The organism is Phenylobacterium sp., from assembly GCF_037968635.1.
Taxonomy (GTDB): Bacteria; Pseudomonadota; Alphaproteobacteria; order Caulobacterales; family Caulobacteraceae; genus Phenylobacterium.
This window is the reverse complement of record NZ_JBBKVV010000126.1, coordinates 14,445-31,220: the sequence shown is the minus strand read 5'-3', so window position 1 is coordinate 31,220 and position 16,776 is coordinate 14,445. Positions and strand designations below refer to the sequence as shown.

Sequence of the window (16,776 nt, the reverse complement as noted above, 5' to 3'; positions counted from 1 at the left end):
GCGATCAGCTCCTTCTCGCGGGCGGTGAGGGGGCGGACCTTCTCGAAATAGTTGTCTATGGCCGGCGTATTGCCGTCCGGAGTCACCAGGGTGGTCAGCGCCTGGACCAGCCGCCAGGCGGGGCTGTCGACCCGGGCCTTCTCGCTGGAATGGATGTCGGTCTTGGGGCCACGGCCCCACTTGTCGCCGCTGGCCACCAGTTCCAGCTCGACGATGCCCTTGGCGCCCAGGTTGACGGTGACGCCGCCGTCGCTGGGGCTCTGCCAACCGGCCGGGATGATCACGCCCTCGCATTTCCTGAGCGCGGCCAACACGTGCGGCTTGGTGACGATCTGGCGGAAGTGCGGGCTGCCGATCTCCTCCTCGCCCTCGCAGATCAGGACGAGGTTCACCGGCGATTTCTTGCCCGCCGCGTGGATGGCGTGCAGCCCGGCGAGGAAGGCCGCCTGCGGGCCCTTCTGGTTCACCGCCCCCCGTCCGACGATCACCTTGCCGAAGCCCGGCTTCTCGACAATGCGCGCCTCCAGGGGCGGGGAGGACCATTCGGCTGGGTCGTACTGCTTCACGTCGTACATGAAGTAGATGCCCATCCAGCGCTTGGCGCCGACGTCGAGCGTCGCGAACACGCCCGGCGCGCCGTCGGTGGGGACCTTCTCGACGTGCTGGAAGCCGGCGTCCTTGGCCAGGGCCGCCATGTAGTCGGCGCCCTTCTCCATATCCAGGTTCTCGGCGGCGATGGAGGGCAGGGCGATCCAATCCTGGATGCGCTTCACGGAAGCCGCATAGCCCGCGTCGGCGGCCTTGCGGATGGCGGCCATGTCCCCGCTGGCGGCGAAGGCCAGGCTGGGGGTGAACAGGGCCGCGGCCGCGCCTCCGGCCAGCAGCGCGCGACGATCCGTGGCGACGGTTCCCAGGTCCGACATCCCAATCACTCCATGCCTGAACAGGGTGGGATTAGGACTGCGATATTCCAGGTCCGGCAAGCGCGATCTGGCGGAGCGCTGTTCGGTCAAGGCGCGCCGCGAGTCACGGCCTCAGAGCTTCAGCTTGACGCCTCCGCGCCGATGTCTCATCTCGCAGGCATGACCCGCCGCGCCCCCAGCTTCAGCGCCAAAAAACAGGCCCTATATCGGGGTCTGAGCCGGTCTGTGCGCGTCCCCTAGGGGGCCGCCGAAACCATCAGAGAGACCCCGCCGGTGCGACGGGGTCCAACGCTTCCGTCTCCGGCCTTCACAAGGAGACGACCCATGACCAATCCCCATCCGCGATACCAGGGCGTCTGGCTGCCCCTGGTCAGCCCGTTCAAGGACGACGCCCTGGACGAGACCTCGGTCCGCCGCATGGTGGCCCACTATGCCGGCCAGGTGGACGGCATCATCCTGGCCGCCACGACCGGGGAGGGGATGGCCCTCTCTCGCGACGAAACGCGAAACCTCGCCGAATGGACGGCGGAGGAACTGGCAGCGCAGGGGAGGGCGACACCGGTGCTGATCGGCCTCTGCGGCGCGGTCACGGCCAACGTCGTCGAGGCGGTCGGCGGCGCGGAAGACCTGCCCGCCGCGGGCTACCTGATCGCCTGCCCCTACTATGTCCGCCCCACCCAGGAGGGCCTGCGCCTGCACTTCGAGGCCATCGCCGAGGCCACGGCGCGCGATATCCTGGTCTACAACATCCCCTACCGGACCGGGGTGAACATGACGAACGACACCCTGCTGCGCCTGGCCGAGCGGCCCAACATCGTCGGCGTGAAGGACTGCTGCGCCGACCCCGCCCAGTCCCGCGACCTGATCGCCCGCAAGCCCGACGGCTTCTCGGTGCTCTGCAGCGAGGATGCGAGCTTCCTGACCGCCCTGCGCGACGGCGCCGACGGCGGCGTCGTGGCATCGGCTCACCTGCGACCCGAGGTCTTCCGCATCCTCTATCGCCTGGCCCAGGATCGCCGCTGGACCGAGGCCGAACGCCTCTGGACGACAATCGCCGCGATCCCCGACCTGCTGTTCGCCGAGCCCAGCCCGTCAGCTCTCAAGCACGCCCTGTGGCGCCTCGGCGAAATCGACACCCCAGACCTCCGCCTGCCGATGACGCCGCCGAGTGAGGGGCTGGTTGAGCGGCTGGATGAGTTCCTGGGTTAGCGATCATTCGCGCACCCGCACCTTCTCCCGCAAGGGGATAAGGGACCAGTGTCGACCGAGTCTCGGATGCTAACCCAGCCCGGCCTCGAACACTGCGCGGCGATAGATTGGCTCCCAACCCGGCTCGATATCCAGGGCCGACATCAGCGCTTCAGCAGCCACCATCCGCCGATGGCCGATCTCGAACTGCGGGTCCCAGGGCAGCACCTCGACCTCACCGCGCCAGACCGACCGGACCAGGACCAGCCCGGTCTCGGGGCCGTCGAGGCACTCCGAGCGGCAGAAGCCCAGCAGCCGCGCGTCGCCGACAGCACAGCAGGTCTCCTCCAGCATTTCCCGCCGGAAGGTCGCCTCCCAGGTCTCGTCGCCTTCGGGACGGCCACCCGGCCACTCCCACTGCGTGCCGTCCTGGCTGATCAGCACGACCTCGCGCTCGCCGGTGACGCAGAAGCCACATGACCCGTGAGGCGTGCCCTGCGGCACGTCGGCTGGCGGACTCCACGCCGCGCGCCAGCCAACACCATTGGCGCGGACGGGGAAGATTTCTCCGTCGCGGGCGATGGACGTTTCAATGGACATCGGCGCAGTCTCGACGGCGCCCAAGGCAAAGGCAACGCCCGGTGCTGGAACTAATTTGGGGCGCCGTGTCACGTCGCGTCCGGCTATCTCGTCTCAGTGGCGGGACCAGACTTTCAAGGAGCGCAACATGACCCCTCGCGTGAAAAACCCCTTCAAACACATTCCCGACGGCCTCAAGGCGATGATGGCGGTCGAGGCCAGCGTCGCGGCCAGCAGCCTGGAGCACAGCCTCGTCGAACTGGTGAAGCTGCGGGCGTCGCAGATCAACGGTTGCGCCTTCTGCATCCACATGCACGTCACCGACGCCCGCGCCCACGGCGAGACCGAAATGCGGCTGCACATGCTCAATGCCTGGCGGGAGTCTCCACTCTACAGCGACCGCGAGCGGGCCGCGCTCGCCTGGACTGAGGCCCTGACCCTGCTTGCGGCCACCGGCGCGCCGGACGCGGACTTCGAGTTGGTCAAGGGGCAGTTCAGCGAAGTCGAGCAGGTGAACCTCACCCTGGCCATCGGCGCCATCAACCTCTGGAACCGACTGCAGGTGGGCCTACGCGCCGCCCACGCGGTGGAGGCGGCCGAGTGACAGCCCTGGTGCGGTGTTCGAGGCGCAGCGGCCCCGCATGGTGCGCATCGTCTACCGCATGCTGGGCGGCTTGGCTCGGCATTGAGCGCTACGGGCTGTGCCAAGTGGGCTTTGGGTTTCCTTCTCCCCTTGCGGGAGAAGGTGGCCCTGCGGAGCAGGGCCGGATGAGGGGTCGATAGACCTATCCACAAAACACACCGTCATCCTCGGGCTTGTCCCGAGGAGCCATGATCTCCGCCTATCCGAAAAGGCGCGAGCGTCGCGGTGCGGGCCAACTGCGCTACGGTGTTTATGGATCCTCGGGACAAGCCCGAGGATGACGAACAAAGTTAGCGGAACGCGACCCCTCATCCGACCGGTCTCCGACCGGCCACCTTCTCCCGCAAGGGGAGAAGGGTGCGCATGGTTTGGCACGCAATTGAGTCCGGACGCTAAGCGTCGTTGGCAGGATGTCGCGCCCAGACGGAGAAGCTGGGGTAGATTTCCGTCCACGGGAAATCTGGCTTGGTCTCGGTCGACCAGGTCAGATGAACCTGCGCCACCCGTCCATCTTCGAGCGCAAACAGACAATCATCCGTCTTCTGATGTCGAGCGATTAGCGCCGCGGTCGCTTTATGGAGCACATGAGCGCTGGAGCACTCACGGGCCAATTCCGCCTCCAACACTCCACGCTCCTGGGCATCCTCAACCGGGGCCCAGCCGTGCGGCCACACAAGATCGGTAGGCATCTGCTCCACCTTCAGGGCCCGCCTTGGGTGTCAGCCCCTGAACTGATCCACGTCCCGCACCGCGCCCCGCGCGGCGCTGGTGGTGAAGGCGGCGTAGGCGCGCAGGGCCATGGAGACCTTGCGCTCGCGCTGGGCGGCCGGCGTCCAGGCTTCCGCGCCCCGGGCCAGCTGTGCGGCGCGGCGTTCGGCGATCACCGCCTCGCTCACTGCCAAGTGGATGCTGCGTGCGGGGATGTTGATCTCGATGATGTCGCCATCCTGCACCAGGCCGATCAGCCCGCCCTCGGCGGCTTCCGGCGAGGCGTGACCGATGGAGAGGCCCGAGGTGCCGCCGGAGAACCGGCCGTCGGTGATCAGGGCGCAGGCCTTCCCCAGGCCCTTCGATTTCAGGTAGCTGGTCGGATAGAGCATCTCCTGCATGCCCGGTCCGCCGCGCGGTCCTTCATAGCGGATCACCACCACGTCGCCGGCCTTGATCTTGCCGGTCAGGATGGCGCTGACCGAGGCGTCCTGGCTCTCGAACACCCGCGCGGTTCCGGTGAACACCAGGATGCTGTCGTCCACGCCCGCCGTCTTCACGATGCAGCCGTCCAGGGCCAGGTTGCCCTTCAGCACCGCCAGGCCGCCGTCCTTGGAAAAGGCGTTCTCGACATTGCGGATCACGCCACCGGCGCGGTCCAGATCGAGAGCGTCCCATCGGCGGCTCTGGCTGAAGGCGGTCTGGGTCGGCACGCCGCCGGGCGCGGCCTTGAAGAAGGTGTGGACGCTCTCGCTGTTGGTCCGCGCGATATCCCAGCGGTCCAGGGCCTCGCCCATCGTGGCGCTGTGCACCGTGGGGGTGTCGGTGTGCAGCAGGCCGCCGCGCTCCAGCTCCCCCAGCAGGGCCATGACCCCGCCGGCCCGGTGGACATCCTCCATGTGCACGTCGGCCTTGGCGGGCGCCACCTTGGACAGGCAGGGCACCCGGCGCGACAGCCGATCGATGTCGTCCATGGTGAAGTCGACCTCCGCCTCATGGGCGGCGGCCAGCAGGTGCAGGACGGTGTTGGTGGAGCCGCCCATGGCGATGTCCAGGCTCATGGCGTTCTCAAAGGCGGCAAAATTGGCCACCGAGCGCGGCAGGACGCTGGCGTCGTCCTGCTCATAGAACCGGCGGGTGATGTCGACCACCGTATGGCCGGCCTCCAGGAACAGCCGCTCGCGGTCGGCGTGGGTGGCCAGGACCGAGCCGTTGCCGGGCAGGGACAGGCCGAGCGCCTCGGTCAGGCAGTTCATCGAGTTGGCGGTGAACATTCCCGAGCAGGAGCCGCAGGTGGGGCAGGCTGAGCGCTCGATGACAGCCACCTCCTCGTCGGAGATGCTTTCGTCGGCGGCGGCGACCATGGCGTCCACCAGGTCCAGCGCCACTTCCTTGCCCTTCAGGATCACCTTGCCGGCCTCCATCGGCCCGCCGGAGACAAAGACCGTGGGGATGTTCAGGCGCAGGGACGCCATCAGCATGCCGGGCGTGATCTTGTCGCAATTGGAGATGCAGACCATGGCGTCCACGCAGTGGGCGTTGGCCATGTACTCGACGCTGTCGGCGATCAGTTCGCGGGACGGCAGGCTGTAGAGCATGCCGTCGTGGCCCATGGCGATGCCGTCATCCACCGCGATGGTGTTGAACTCCTTGGCCACCCCGCCGGCCCGCTCGATCTCGCGCGCCACCAACTGGCCCAGGTCCTTCAGGTGCACGTGGCCCGGAACGAACTGGGTGAAAGAGTTCACGACCGCGACGATCGGTTTGCCGAAGTCGGAGTCCTTCATCCCCGTGGCGCGCCACAGCCCGCGGGCGCCGGCCATGTTGCGGCCATGGGTGGAGGTGCGGGAGCGGTAGGCGGGCATGACGGTCTCGGAGCTTTCGGCGAAGAAATGCACATGGCGTGATCATCCCATGATGTCCATGCTTTGGGGTGAGCTTTTGCCGGCCTGTGGGCCGCAAGGCCCGCTATTGGGTTGATCTCACCCTCGTCGTCTCATATTCAAGACGTATGGATACTTTAGTGGACGACTCCGGAGCGCTTCTCGCCAACCGCCTCAGGCTGGAGCGCGACATGCGCGGCTGGTCGCTCGCTGACCTCGCCGAGCGCTCCGGGGTCTCCAAGGCCACCATCAGCAAGATCGAGCGCCAGGAGGTCAGCCCCACCGCCGTGATCCTGGTCCGGCTGGCCGGCGCCTTCGACCTCACCCTGGCCGGCCTCCTGCTCCGCGCCGAGGGCGGCGGCGAGCGCCTGACGCGGGCCGCCGACCAGCCGGTCTGGCGCGATCCGGCGACAGGCTACCGCCGCCGCCAGGTGTTCAGCCGCCCCGACCACCCTGTTGAGACTGTCGAAGTGGAACTGCCCCCTGGCCAGCGCGTGACCCTGCCGGCCTCGTCCTACGCCCATATCCGCCAGGTGGTCTGGGTGCGGTCAGGCGATCTCGTCATCCATGAAGGCGGCGACCGCCACGAACTGGCGCCCGGCGACTGCCTCGGCTTCGGCCCGCCCGGCGAGGTGACCATCGCCAACGAGACCGCCGTTCCCTGCGCCTATGTCGTCATCCTCGCCCGGAGCTGACCATGATCACGATCACCAGCCTGGGCGCCGCCCATCGCGACCCCCTTGGCGACATGCTCATCGAGGCCGTGACCCGCGGCGCCTCGGTCAGCTTCATGCACCCCGTCAGCCGGGAGACCGCCGACGGCTTCTGGGATCGCGCCCTGGCGGCCGCCGCGCGGGACGAGCGCGTCATCCTGGGCGCCTTCGACGGTCAGGCTCTGGTGGGCACGGTGACCCTGCTGCTCGACTGCGCCGACAACCAGCCCCACCGCGCCGAGATCGCCAAGATGATCACCCGTCTCAGTCACCGGGGCAGGGGGATCGCCACGGCCCTGCTGCGGGAGGCCGAGCGCTTGGCCGTTCAACGGTCCCGTACCCTCCTGGTCCTCGACACCGCCACCGACGGCGGCGCGGCCCCGCTCTATGAGGCGGTCGGCTTCAACCTTGCCGGGGTCATTCCTGACTACGCCTACAAACCCCATGGCGGCCTTAGCGGCACGGCCTTCTACTGGAAGCGGATCGGCGTGCATGAGAACGCGATGGCCGCCGCCGTCTGACGCAGCGTTTCGGGCTAGGCTCGGCTCCTGATTCTGAGCGGAGCGACGAGATGGCCCAGACGGCGCCGGTGACGATCTACGGCATCAAGGCCTGTGACACGATGAAGAAGGCCCGCGACTGGCTGGACGGCCACGGTGTCACCTACGCCTTCCACGACTACAAGACCGCAGGAGTGGACCGCGCCACCCTGCAGGCATGGGCGGCCAAGGTAGGCTGGGAGGTGTTGCTCAACCGCGCCGGCACGACCTTCCGCAAGCTCCCCGACGGCGACAAGTCCGGGATCGACGAGGCCAAGGCCATCGGCCTGATGCTGGCCCAGCCCTCCATGATCAAGCGCCCGGTCCTCGACCTCGGCGGCGAGCTGCTGGTGGGTTTCAAGCCCGAGGCATACGCGGCGAAAATGCGCTAGTCTCCCGGCGCCAAGGCTGGAGAGGCGGACATGGCGGGGACACCGAACAAGACTCAGGAGACCGACGCCAGCGTCGAGGCCTTCCTTGCCGCCATCGAGCCTGACGCCCGTCAGGCCGACGCGCGGGCCGTCTGCGCGCTGATGGCCAAGGTCAGCGGCCAGCCCGCAAAGATGTGGGGGACGGCCATCGTCGGCTTCGGCAGCTACCACTATCGCTACGACAGCGGCCGGGAAGGTGACGCGCCGCTGGTCGGCTTCTCGCCGCGAAAGGCCGCCCTCACCCTCTACATCATGCCCGGCCACCAGAACGCGGGTCTGATGGCCCGCCTGGGCAAGTACAAGACGGGCAAGTCCTGCCTCTATCTGAACAAGCTCTCGGACGTGGACCAGGTCGCCCTGGAACAGGTTATCGCCGATTGCCTCGACCACATGGCCCGGGCCTACCCCGCGTCCTAAGCGAATTTTCCTACGCCCGGCGCATCCAACAGCCGCCACGGCGGCGACTAGGGACAAACGGGCGGACAGAGGAATTGCCGCCCTGGAATTTATTTTGGGGCTCAGGCTGATGGATACGAACGACGTGCAGGACCTCTTTCGCAGCTACTGGTGGCTGATTTTTCCGATCGGGGGCTTTGTCTTCGCGGCTTGGGACCGTTGGCTGAGCTATCAGCGCAGCCGCGACGCGCTGGACCTGATCAAGACCTATTCCGCCCAGGGTAAGGAGGTGCCGCCGCAGCTGTTGCGCCAGGTCGAGGAAGACGCCTGGGACGACGAGGACGACGGTTATAGCGGCCGCCGCGGCCGCCGCGCCGCCCGCCGCTACTACCGTCATGGCGGCTACTGGCAGTTCCGGGCGGCGATCTACACCGGCGCCATCGCCGCGGCCTTCTGGGTAGCATCGGAATACGCCTTCGTGCCGGGTACGGTCGGACCGTTCCGCGTGGTGGCGGTCATCCTGACCTGCGTCGCCGCCGCAAACCTGGCCCTGGCCCTGCTCTCGTCGGCCTTTCGCAAGAAATGACGCCGATGGCGTTCGATGGCGGCCATGTCCCGAGCCAGGACATCGCTCGGCTGGTCGAGCGCCACCAGCAGGCGCTGCGAGCCTTCCTGCGCCGGGCCTGCGGCGACTGGGCCCTGGCCGACGATCTGGCCCAGGAGACCTTCCTGACCGCTTGGGAAAAGATTGGGGAACTGGGGCCTGACGCCAATGTCCGGGCGTGGCTTTGCACGATCGGATACAACAAGAGCCTCACCGCCCTGCGCTCAGCTCGGCGGGCTCGGCGGCGGGAGGCGGACTACCAGGATGCAGCGCCCGGGGTCGGCGCGCCGCATCCGGCCGAGAAGATGGCCCTGGACCGGGCCATGGCCGACCTTCCGGTTGAACAGCGGGCCGCCGTCGCCCTCTGCCTCGCCGGAGACTTCAGTCACGCGGAGGCCGCCCAGATTCTGGCCCTACCGCTGGGCACAGTGAAATCGCACGTGACGCGCGGCCGCGCCCGTCTGTTGCAAGCCTTGGGGACTGCCGATGATCCGGCCTGACGATCACCTCGCCGCCCTGTTCGCGCAAGATCTGCCGCCCGGTCGCGACCCGGTCTTCGCGACCTCAGTGTTGGAGGCGGTGGCGCGCCGGCGGTTCCAGCGTGAGATGGTGTTCATCACCGCGGCAAGCTTTGTCGGCGCCGCGGTGCTGGCCGCGCTCTGGCCTGCACTACAGCCGGCCGTGAACGCCCTAGCGCAGGGTCTGGCTCCCGCAGGGCTGGCGATCGTGGCGGCGGCGATCGTGGTGATCCTGGCCTCCTGGCGGCCGGGTGCTGACTTGGGGTTGAGATGATGACAAAGATTTCATGGCCGCGCTTGCATCTGTACGGCGCGGCACGGGCCTCTTTCCTCACAGAAGCGGGCTGACACGCCCCAAAACTGGAGAGACCATGTCATGGAAGCCGTCCTTATCGTCTTCATCGTTTTCGGTTCGATCGCCTCATTGTTTTTGGTGCCAAGCTACCTGAAGAGCCGCGAACGCTCGCGTCTGCACGACACCCTCAAGGCCTCAATCGAGCACGGTCAGCCGATCCCGGCCGAGGTCATCGAAGCCATCACCAGCGATGTGAAGATCAAGGCGCCGTCCTCGCCGATGCGGGACCTGCGGGTCGGCATCATCTGGCTTGGCGTCGCGGTGGGTCTGGCCGCATTCGGCTTCGCCATCAGCTTCGAGGAGCCGGACGCCCTATATCCGCTGATCGGCATGGCCGCCTTCCCAGGCTTCATCGGCCTTGCCTTTATCGTCATCTCATTCTTCGGGCGCGGCAAGTAGGCCGGTTCCAGGGGGAGCAAGCCCAATGTCGGGCTCACAACAACTCCGGTACGCGAGCCTCCACGACGTGGAACTGGCGACCCTCGCGGCGACGGGAGAACGGCGCGCCTTCGGCGAGCTGGTCCGCCGGCACGGCTCGGCCGTGCGCGGGCTTCTGCGCCGGATGGGGGCAGGCTCCGCCGAAGCCGACGACACCGCGCAGGACGCGTTCCTGGCCGCGTTCGAAGGCATCACGGAGTTCCGGGGCGAGGGAACCTTCGCCGGTTGGGTCAAGCGCATCGCCGCCCGTCAGTATCTGAAGCGCCTGCAGCGGGAACGGCGTCTGGCGAGCCTGGCCGTCGAAGCCGAGGAGGGCGCGCAGAGCGCCCACAACCCCGACGCCGCCGGCCGCATCGACCTGGATGAAGCCATGAAGTGTTTAGGCGCGGCCGAACGACTCTGCGTGACCATGTGCTATGGCGCGGGCCTGTCCCACGCCGAGGCCGCGGATGCCTTGAATCTGCCGCTTGGAACGGTCAAATCCCATGTCAAACGTGGTCTGGAGAAGCTCAGAACGCGACTGGCGCCTGAGGGTGCGGAATTGGAAGGGAGGCGTGGCAATGGCTGAGATCGATTTCGAACGCCGACTGGAACGGCTCTTCTCCGATGCGCCGGCGTTCTCCGACGAGAGCGCCTTCGCCGCGCGTGTGGAGCAGCGCCTCAATCGCGGTTGGAACATGCGTCGCTGGTTCATCGGCGCCGCGGGCTTGGCCGGGGGTGTCGTCGGCGCCAGTCAGCTAATCATGTCCAACTTCGTCCAGCGGGTGGAGGACGCCTCGGAGGGCTCTTCGCGCGTCCTGCAGGCCGGGATCGCCCAGGTGCGCCCGGGTGTGGACCTGTTCGCCATGGTCCAGTCGGACTGGACTGTCGTATGGATCGCCAGCGGCCTGGCCGTTCTGGCCATGGGCTTCGTGCTCACCCGCGTGATTGAGGAGATCTGACTCCATGTCGGCTCAACGTCAGGAGAGCGTCCGGCGCCTCGCCGCGCCGGATATCACCGCGCGCAAGGGCGGCGTGCCCATCGTCTGCCTGACGGCCTACACCGCGCCGATGGCCGAACTGCTGGACGACCACTGTGACCTGCTGCTGGTGGGCGACAGTGTGGGCATGGTGGTCCACGGCCTGCCCAATACCGTGGGCGTTACGATGGAGATGATGATCCTGCACGGCCAGGCGGTCATGCGCACCTCGCGCAAGGCCATGGTGGTCGTGGACATGCCCTTCGGGTCCTACGAGGGCGCACCCGAGGTGGCCTATGCCAACGCCGTGCGGATCATGAAGGAGACTGGCGCCTCAGCCGTGAAGGTCGAGAGCGGATCCACGGTTGTCGAAACCATCGAATATCTCGTCAAGCGCGGTGTCCCGGTCATGGGCCACGTCGGCCTGCGGCCTCAGGCGGTTCTGGTGGACGGCGGCTTCAAGGCGAAGGGCCGGGCCGGTGAGGAACGCGCCCGTATCCTGGAGGAGGCCAAGGCCACCGCTGCGGCCGGCGCCTTCGCCGTGGTGGTCGAGGGCGTGGCCGAAGGACTGGCCCGCGAGATCACCGAGACCATCGCCGTTCCCACCATCGGCATCGGCGCCTCGGCCGGGTGCGACGGCCAGATCCTGGTCACTGACGACATGCTGGGCCTGTTCGACTGGACGCCGAAGTTCGTGCGCCGCTATGCCGACCTGCGCGGGGAGATCTCCAAGGCCATCGCGGGCTATGCCGATGACGTGCGTCAGCGGAACTTCCCCGGGCCCGCCGAGATATATTTCGCCAAGGCCGCCAACACCTAGGCGAGGACGACGGCGGGCTCGGCCTCCGGCTCGAAGACCTTGGCCAGGCTCAGGGCCTCGGTCTCGATGGCCTTGCGGTCTCTTGAGCTGAAGGTCTCAAAGGCTGTGACGCTTACGGTCGCGACCTTGCGCTTGACTTCCAGCTTCCAGGTCCCGGCCACGAAGCCGTCCACCAGCAGCATCGGCGGCACCTGAAGGTTCTTGCTGGCGATCTTGGGGGCGTGCTCGGCGGGCACGATGCGGGCGCGGTCCTGGTGGCCTTGGGTCGCGGCGTCGAAGTCCGGGACAAAGCGAGGCGGGGCGGGGGTGTCGCCGCTCGGTCGTGGCGCGTCCTTCAGGTCGTAGAGCGCCCTTTTTCGCTCATCACGGAAGGTGACGAGGTCCTTGCCCAGGTCCTCGAACAACGGCGCGACGCCCCTCAGCCCTGACCACCCACTGAAGTCGGCGGGGGTGGCGGGACCCCAGGCGGCTAGGTAGCCGCGCAGCAGGTCGACGGGGGCGGGCTGGGCGGCGATGTCCTCGCCCAGATAGGTCTTCGCCATCACGAACTCGCCGCCGGGGGCGAATCCGTAAGCGGTGTCCGATGTCGCCTGGACCAGAGGCAGGAGTTGGCGGGCGGCGTAGGCCATGACCCGGACATCGGAATATCCGGCCTTTTCCAGAGTTTCTCGAAAGCTCTCAAACGCCCTCGGTTGGGCGAAATGGTCGCGGGCCAGGGCGAGCACCGGCTCAAGTTCGCTCACGGTCGTCTTGGTTCCGCCGGGCAGGGCCACGGCTTCGCCGGTTCGCAGGCTGCCGCGATAGGCCAGGAAGTCGGTGGTGGTCATCAGGTGCAGGGTCCCGCGCATGGCGGTGGCCCGGACCATCTCGCGGTTCTCGATGGCTTTGCGCAGAACCTCGGGCTCGAACCCCGACAGCCGCGACCAAAGGCCGATGAATGGCGTGCGCGGCAGTTGAGCCTGGATGGCCAGCAGTCGGCTCAGCGCGGCCAAAGGCGCCATTTTCTGGCGCGCCAGAAGCATCTGTCGGGCCAGCAGGGCGCGGTTCAGGTCGCGGATGGTGAGGGTTTCGTCGGCCATCCGTGCAGCATCGCCGAGCCGCGACCATGAGGCCAGCCTTGCGCAAATCGGCGTCAGCGCTCATTTGCACGCGGACGGTCGGCGTATCCGCCGACGCGACTGGAGAGACGTGTGGCCAAGGGATTCAAGGAAGCCGGCGAGAAGCCTCGCCGCTTCTACAAGGCGGTGTCAGTGGAGGCCGTCGAGGGCGGCTTCGCGGTGAAGCTGGACAGCCGCAGCCTGCGCAGCCCCCGCGCCGCCCTGATGGTCCTGCCGACTCAAGCCCTGGCGGATCTCGTGGCCGAGGAGTGGGCGTCGCAGGGCGAGCACATCGAGATGGCCTTGATGCACGCCACCCGCCTGGCCAACACCGCCCTGGACGCCATCCCCCAGGCCCGCGACGGCACGGCCGGCCAGATCGCCGACTATGCCGGCTCGGATTTGCTGTGCTACTTCGCCGAGGATCCGGCCGGCCTGGTGGATCGCCAGCAGCGCCACTGGAGCCCGCTGCTCGAGCGTGCCGAGCGGGAGTTCGAGGTGGCCTTCGTCCGTGCGGCCGGCATCGTCCACCGCACCCAACCCGACGAGACCCTGGCCAAGGTGAAGGCCATGGCCCTGGCCCTCGACGACTTCGGCCTGGCCGGCGTGGCCTTCGGCACCGCCCTGTTCGGCTCGGCTGTCCTGGCCTTTGGCCTGGCGCGCGGGTGGATGGAGGGGCTCCAGGCCCTGGAACTTTCCCGCCTGGACGAGATCTTCCAGGAGGAGAAGTGGGGCATCGACGACGAAGCCGCCGAACGCACCGCGCGTCACATGGTGGAAGCCCAGATGCTGGAGCGCTGGTTCAAGGCGCTCTAGCTGACGTGCGGTGAACTTGCGCAGCCTTCCGGGCGCGACTAGGGCTTGATCCCAGCACAGAGCGTTAAGAGGGGCCGGCCTTGAAGCATATCATCGAGGAGCTTGAGAAGCGTCGCGAGGAAGCCCGCATGGGCGGCGGCGAGCGCCGCATCCAGAGCCAGCACGGCAAGGGCAAGCTCACCGCCCGCGAACGTCTGGACCTGCTGCTGGACGAAGGCTCCTTCGAGGAGTTCGACATGTTCGTCGAGCACCGCGCCACTGACTTCGGCATGGCTGACAACCGCGTGCCCGGCGACGGCGTGGTCACCGGTTGGGGCAATATCAACGGGCGTTTGGTGTTCGTATTCTCCAAGGATTTCACGGTCTTCGGCGGATCTCTTTCTAATGCCCACGCTCAGAAGATCGTCAAGGTGCAGCAGCAGGCCCTGAAGGTCGGCGCGCCGATCATCGGCCTGTTCGACGCCGGCGGCGCGCGCATCCAGGAAGGCGTCGACGGCCTGGCCGGATATGCCGACATCTTCCTGCAGAACACCCTGGCCAGCGGTGTCATCCCGCAGATCAGCGTGATCATGGGCCCCTGCGCCGGGGGCGACGTCTATTCGCCGGCCATCACCGACTTCATCTTCATGGTGAAGGATACCTCCTACATGTACGTCACTGGCCCCGATGTGGTCCGAACGGTGACGCACGAGGAGGTCACCCACGAGGAACTGGGCGGCTACCGCGTCCACGCCATGAAGTCCGGCGTCGCCGACGGCGCCTTCGAGAACGACCTGGAAGCGCTGACCCAAGTGCGCCGCCTGGTGGACTTCCTGCCGCTCTCCAACCGCGAGAAGCCACCCGTTCGCGAGAGCTTCGACAATGTCGAGCGCGACGAGATGAGCCTCGACACCCTGGTGCCGGCCAATCCCAACAAGCCCTACGACATGAAGGAATTGATCCTGAAGGTCGTGGACGAGGCCGATTTCTTCGAGATCGCGCCGGACTTCGCCAAGAACATCATCTGCGGTTTCGCGCGAATGGACGGCCGCACCATCGGCATCGTCGCCAATCAGCCCCAGGTGTTGGCCGGGGTGCTGGACATCGACTCCAGCCGCAAGGGCGCCCGCTTTGTGCGCTTCTGCGACGCCTTCGAAATCCCGCTGGTGACGCTGGTGGATGTTCCGGGCTTCATGCCGGGCACCAAGCAGGAGCAGGGCGGCCTGATCCGCCACGGCGCCAAGCTGCTGTTCGCCTATGCCGAGGCCACCGTGCCCAAGGTGACCCTGATCACCCGCAAGGCCTATGGCGGCGCCTATGATGTGATGAGCTCCAAGCACATTCGCGGCGACGTGAACTACGCCTGGCCCACCGCCGAGATCGCCGTGATGGGTTCAAAGGGCGCCGTGGAGATCATCTTCCGCGCCGAGATCGGCGACCCCGACGCCATCGCCGCTCGCGAAGCCGAGTACAAGGCCCGGTTCGCCAACCCGTTCATCGCCGCCTCGCGGGGTTACATCGACGACGTCATCAAACCCCACAACACCCGCAAGCGCATCGCCCGTTCGCTGAAGAATCTGCGGGGCAAGCAGCTGACCAACCCTTGGAAGAAGCACGACAACATTCCGCTGTAGCGGCTTGACCTGGCTTGCGGACTTGGCGCGCCCCCCTCGACAGGCGCCGCTGTGGATGATGACCTGCCTCCAACAAGATGGAGGAGACGCAGGTGTCCGAAACTCTGACCACGGATCTGAGCTGGGCGTCGGCCGGTGAGCTGGGGGCAGCCATGGGGGCCGGCCGGGCGAGCGCCGTCGACCTGACCGAAGCCGCCATCGCCCGCATCGAGGCCCGCGACGGCCCGATCAACGCCGTGGTGGTGCGCGACTTCGCCGAAGCGCGACTCGCGGCCAAGGCGGCGGACGCTGCTCTGGCCAAGGGCGAACGGCGGCCCCTGCTGGGCGTGCCTATGACGGTCAAGGAGTCCCACAATGTCGGCGGTCTGGCGACCACGTGGGGATCACCCGCCTTCGTCAACTGGATTGCGCCCGAGGACTCTGTTGGGGTCGCGAGGCTGAAGGCGGCCGGCGCGGTCGTCCTGGGCAAGACCAATATCCCACCCTTCCTCAGCGACTGGCAGTCGGCCAATCCGATCTATGGCCAAACCCGCAACCCCTGGAACCTGGAACGGTCGCCGGGCGGCTCTTCCGGCGGCGCGGCGGCTGCCGTCGCCTCGGGCATGGTCCCGCTGGAGTTTGGCTCCGATATCGGCGGCTCGATCCGCATCCCGGCTGCCTTCTGCGGCATCTACGGCCACAAGCCGAGCTTCAACCTCATCCCCCAGCAAGGGCACGCGCCGCCCGGCGTCGATGGCGGCGGGGTGGAACTTGCCGTGGTCGGCCCCCTGGCGCGCACCACCGATGATCTTGATCTGGCGCTCACCGTCCTGGCCGGCCCGTCGGGCCTGGAGGCCAAGGGATACCGGCTGGACCTGCCGCCCGCGCGCCACGCCAAGCTCGCCGACTATCGCGTTCTGGTGATCGACCGCCACCCCGCCGCCGAACTGGACGAGGAGATCAAGGCGGCCCTGCACGCCCTGGCCGAGCGGCTCGACGGGGAGGGGGCGGAGATCGCCTACGCCAGCGACCTGCTGCCGAACCTGGCCCATCAGCATGAGCTCTATGGCCAGATGCTGGGAACCGCGATGTCGCGGGGCGGCCCGCCCCAGCCAGGCGCGATCTCGGCCCATGAGTGGATGGGACTGCAGGACGGCCAGCTCGCCCTTCGTCGCCAGTGGGAGACCCTGTTCGAACGGTTCGATGTCGTGCTGGCGCCGGCGTTCGGCTGTGTGGCCTTCCCGCACGACCTCAGCGAGAACGCCGGCGCCCGGACCCTGATGATCAACGGCCGCCACACGCCCTATTTCGCGCAGATGGCATGGGCTGGGCTGGCGACCCTGCCAAATCTACCCGCCACCGTGGCCCCCGTCGGCCTGACCAAGGAAGGCCTGCCCATCGGCGTCCAGATCATCGGGGCCTATCTGGAAGATCGCACCACGATCGGCTTCGCGGGTTTGCTGGAGAAGGCCTTCGGCGGTTTCCAGCGGCCGCCCGGGTACTGACGCGCTTAGCGGGAACAAGCCCGTCCACACCGGGTTGAGGAACCACGACATCCTCAAATCCGGGAGAAC

At 67.4% G+C, this 16,776-nt stretch carries 21 protein-coding genes; 16 read left to right on the top strand and 5 right to left on the bottom strand.

Annotated features, from left to right (window positions below):
- Positions 1-923 (bottom strand): M20/M25/M40 family metallo-hydrolase (locus tag AAC997_RS15525; protein WP_340646605.1); only part of this gene is annotated, 923 nt, incomplete at its 3' end.
- 324 nt (positions 924-1,247) lie between these two features.
- Between AAC997_RS15525 and AAC997_RS15520 the strand changes: the two genes are divergently transcribed.
- Positions 1,248-2,132, top strand: a complete 885-nt coding sequence (locus tag AAC997_RS15520; RefSeq protein WP_340646604.1) for a 4-hydroxy-tetrahydrodipicolinate synthase — start codon at positions 1,248-1,250, stop codon at positions 2,130-2,132.
- Positions 2,133-2,201: 69 nt separating this feature from the next.
- Here AAC997_RS15520 and AAC997_RS15515 read toward each other — a convergent pair whose 3' ends face one another.
- Positions 2,202-2,711, bottom strand: a complete 510-nt coding sequence (locus AAC997_RS15515; protein ID WP_340646603.1) for an NUDIX domain-containing protein — start codon at positions 2,709-2,711, stop codon at positions 2,202-2,204.
- A 127-nt stretch (positions 2,712-2,838) separates the two neighbouring features.
- On the opposite strand from AAC997_RS15515, the gene AAC997_RS15510 reads away from it, so the two are divergent.
- Positions 2,839-3,294: a carboxymuconolactone decarboxylase family protein gene (locus AAC997_RS15510; RefSeq protein WP_340646602.1), complete on the top strand. Its 456-nt coding sequence runs from the start codon at positions 2,839-2,841 to the stop codon at positions 3,292-3,294.
- A 431-nt stretch (positions 3,295-3,725) separates the two neighbouring features.
- Here AAC997_RS15510 and AAC997_RS15505 read toward each other — a convergent pair whose 3' ends face one another.
- Both AAC997_RS15505 and ilvD read right to left on the bottom strand, forming a co-directional pair.
- Positions 3,726-4,022: a hypothetical protein gene (locus AAC997_RS15505; protein ID WP_340646601.1), complete on the bottom strand. Its 297-nt coding sequence runs from the start codon at positions 4,020-4,022 to the stop codon at positions 3,726-3,728.
- Between the two features lie 30 nt (positions 4,023-4,052).
- Positions 4,053-5,906: a dihydroxy-acid dehydratase gene (gene ilvD / locus AAC997_RS15500; RefSeq protein WP_340646606.1), complete on the bottom strand. Its 1,854-nt coding sequence runs from the start codon at positions 5,904-5,906 to the stop codon at positions 4,053-4,055.
- A gap of 158 nt (positions 5,907-6,064) precedes the next feature.
- Between ilvD and AAC997_RS15495 the strand changes: the two genes are divergently transcribed.
- The 11 genes from AAC997_RS15495 to panB all read left to right on the top strand — a co-directional run bounded on the left by AAC997_RS15495 (position 6,065) and on the right by panB (position 11,697).
- The gene (locus AAC997_RS15495) at positions 6,065-6,619 is read left to right on the top strand and encodes an XRE family transcriptional regulator (protein ID WP_340646600.1); all 555 of its coding nucleotides are present in this window, start codon (positions 6,065-6,067) and stop codon (positions 6,617-6,619) included.
- Positions 6,620-6,621: 2 nt separating this feature from the next.
- Positions 6,622-7,158, top strand: coding sequence for a GNAT family N-acetyltransferase (locus AAC997_RS15490; protein ID WP_340646599.1), 537 nt, complete (start codon positions 6,622-6,624; stop codon positions 7,156-7,158).
- Positions 7,159-7,208: 50 nt separating this feature from the next.
- On the top strand, positions 7,209-7,568 hold the full coding sequence (locus tag AAC997_RS15485) for an ArsC family reductase (protein WP_340646598.1): 360 nt from the start codon (positions 7,209-7,211) through the stop codon (positions 7,566-7,568).
- A 30-nt stretch (positions 7,569-7,598) separates the two neighbouring features.
- Positions 7,599-8,024, top strand: coding sequence for a DUF1801 domain-containing protein (locus AAC997_RS15480; protein ID WP_340646597.1), 426 nt, complete (start codon positions 7,599-7,601; stop codon positions 8,022-8,024).
- Positions 8,025-8,133: 109 nt separating this feature from the next.
- The gene (locus AAC997_RS15475; protein WP_340646595.1) at positions 8,134-8,589 is read left to right on the top strand and encodes a hypothetical protein; all 456 of its coding nucleotides are present in this window, start codon (positions 8,134-8,136) and stop codon (positions 8,587-8,589) included.
- Positions 8,590-8,594: 5 nt separating this feature from the next.
- Complete coding sequence (locus AAC997_RS15470; RefSeq protein ID WP_340646594.1) at positions 8,595-9,107, top strand: RNA polymerase sigma factor; 513 nt, start codon at positions 8,595-8,597, stop codon at positions 9,105-9,107.
- Positions 9,094-9,399, top strand: coding sequence for a hypothetical protein (locus AAC997_RS15465; protein ID WP_340646593.1), 306 nt, complete (start codon positions 9,094-9,096; stop codon positions 9,397-9,399). The genes AAC997_RS15470 and AAC997_RS15465 overlap by 14 nt, the downstream gene beginning before the upstream one ends.
- Positions 9,400-9,501: 102 nt before the next feature.
- The gene (locus AAC997_RS15460) at positions 9,502-9,879 is read left to right on the top strand and encodes a DUF6249 domain-containing protein (protein WP_340646592.1); all 378 of its coding nucleotides are present in this window, start codon (positions 9,502-9,504) and stop codon (positions 9,877-9,879) included.
- A gap of 25 nt (positions 9,880-9,904) precedes the next feature.
- Complete coding sequence (locus tag AAC997_RS15455) at positions 9,905-10,486, top strand: sigma-70 family RNA polymerase sigma factor (protein WP_340646591.1); 582 nt, start codon at positions 9,905-9,907, stop codon at positions 10,484-10,486.
- Positions 10,479-10,859: a hypothetical protein gene (locus tag AAC997_RS15450; RefSeq protein WP_340646590.1), complete on the top strand. Its 381-nt coding sequence runs from the start codon at positions 10,479-10,481 to the stop codon at positions 10,857-10,859. The genes AAC997_RS15455 and AAC997_RS15450 overlap by 8 nt, the downstream gene beginning before the upstream one ends.
- 4 nt (positions 10,860-10,863) lie before the next feature.
- Positions 10,864-11,697, top strand: coding sequence for a 3-methyl-2-oxobutanoate hydroxymethyltransferase (gene panB, locus AAC997_RS15445; protein ID WP_340646589.1), 834 nt, complete (start codon positions 10,864-10,866; stop codon positions 11,695-11,697).
- On the opposite strand, the gene AAC997_RS15440 is transcribed toward panB, so the two are convergent.
- Entirely contained in the window at positions 11,694-12,776 is a 1,083-nt protein-coding gene (locus tag AAC997_RS15440) for a winged helix DNA-binding domain-containing protein (protein ID WP_340646588.1), read from the bottom strand. The two genes, panB and AAC997_RS15440, sit on opposite strands and share 4 nt — an antisense overlap.
- A gap of 111 nt (positions 12,777-12,887) precedes the next feature.
- Here AAC997_RS15440 and AAC997_RS15435 point away from each other — a divergent pair, with 111 nt between their 5' ends.
- The 3 genes from AAC997_RS15435 to AAC997_RS15425 all read left to right on the top strand — a co-directional run bounded on the left by AAC997_RS15435 (position 12,888) and on the right by AAC997_RS15425 (position 16,707).
- Positions 12,888-13,610 carry an ATP12 family protein gene (locus AAC997_RS15435; RefSeq protein ID WP_340646587.1) on the top strand — a complete coding sequence of 241 codons (723 nt, stop codon included), beginning with the start codon at positions 12,888-12,890 and terminating at the stop codon, positions 13,608-13,610.
- Between the two features lie 80 nt (positions 13,611-13,690).
- Complete coding sequence (locus tag AAC997_RS15430; RefSeq protein WP_340646586.1) at positions 13,691-15,223, top strand: acyl-CoA carboxylase subunit beta; 1,533 nt, start codon at positions 13,691-13,693, stop codon at positions 15,221-15,223.
- A 92-nt stretch (positions 15,224-15,315) separates the two neighbouring features.
- The gene (locus tag AAC997_RS15425; RefSeq protein WP_340646585.1) at positions 15,316-16,707 is read left to right on the top strand and encodes an amidase family protein; all 1,392 of its coding nucleotides are present in this window, start codon (positions 15,316-15,318) and stop codon (positions 16,705-16,707) included.
- The last annotated feature ends 69 nt before the right edge of the window (positions 16,708-16,776 follow it).

Bases quoted from the DNA above. Each gene is read 5' to 3' on its own strand.
- AAC997_RS15520 (WP_340646604.1), top strand. From the start codon at position 1,248: ATGACCAATCCCCATCCGCGATACCAGGGCGTCTGGCTGCCCCTGGTC.
- AAC997_RS15515 (WP_340646603.1), bottom strand. From the start codon at position 2,711: ATGTCCATTGAAACGTCCATCGCCCGCGACGGAGAAATCTTCCCCGTC.
- AAC997_RS15510 (WP_340646602.1), top strand. From the start codon at position 2,839: ATGACCCCTCGCGTGAAAAACCCCTTCAAACACATTCCCGACGGCCTC.
- AAC997_RS15505 (WP_340646601.1), bottom strand. From the start codon at position 4,022: ATGCCTACCGATCTTGTGTGGCCGCACGGCTGGGCCCCGGTTGAGGAT.
- ilvD (WP_340646606.1), bottom strand. From the start codon at position 5,906: ATGCCCGCCTACCGCTCCCGCACCTCCACCCATGGCCGCAACATGGCC.
- AAC997_RS15490 (WP_340646599.1), top strand. From the start codon at position 6,622: ATGATCACGATCACCAGCCTGGGCGCCGCCCATCGCGACCCCCTTGGC.
- AAC997_RS15485 (WP_340646598.1), top strand. From the start codon at position 7,209: ATGGCCCAGACGGCGCCGGTGACGATCTACGGCATCAAGGCCTGTGAC.
- AAC997_RS15480 (WP_340646597.1), top strand. From the start codon at position 7,599: ATGGCGGGGACACCGAACAAGACTCAGGAGACCGACGCCAGCGTCGAG.
- AAC997_RS15475 (WP_340646595.1), top strand. From the start codon at position 8,134: ATGGATACGAACGACGTGCAGGACCTCTTTCGCAGCTACTGGTGGCTG.
- AAC997_RS15470 (WP_340646594.1), top strand. From the start codon at position 8,595: ATGGCGTTCGATGGCGGCCATGTCCCGAGCCAGGACATCGCTCGGCTG.
- AAC997_RS15465 (WP_340646593.1), top strand. From the start codon at position 9,094: ATGATCCGGCCTGACGATCACCTCGCCGCCCTGTTCGCGCAAGATCTG.
- AAC997_RS15460 (WP_340646592.1), top strand. From the start codon at position 9,502: ATGGAAGCCGTCCTTATCGTCTTCATCGTTTTCGGTTCGATCGCCTCA.
- AAC997_RS15455 (WP_340646591.1), top strand. From the start codon at position 9,905: ATGTCGGGCTCACAACAACTCCGGTACGCGAGCCTCCACGACGTGGAA.
- AAC997_RS15450 (WP_340646590.1), top strand. From the start codon at position 10,479: ATGGCTGAGATCGATTTCGAACGCCGACTGGAACGGCTCTTCTCCGAT.
- panB (WP_340646589.1), top strand. From the start codon at position 10,864: ATGTCGGCTCAACGTCAGGAGAGCGTCCGGCGCCTCGCCGCGCCGGAT.
- AAC997_RS15440 (WP_340646588.1), bottom strand. From the start codon at position 12,776: ATGGCCGACGAAACCCTCACCATCCGCGACCTGAACCGCGCCCTGCTG.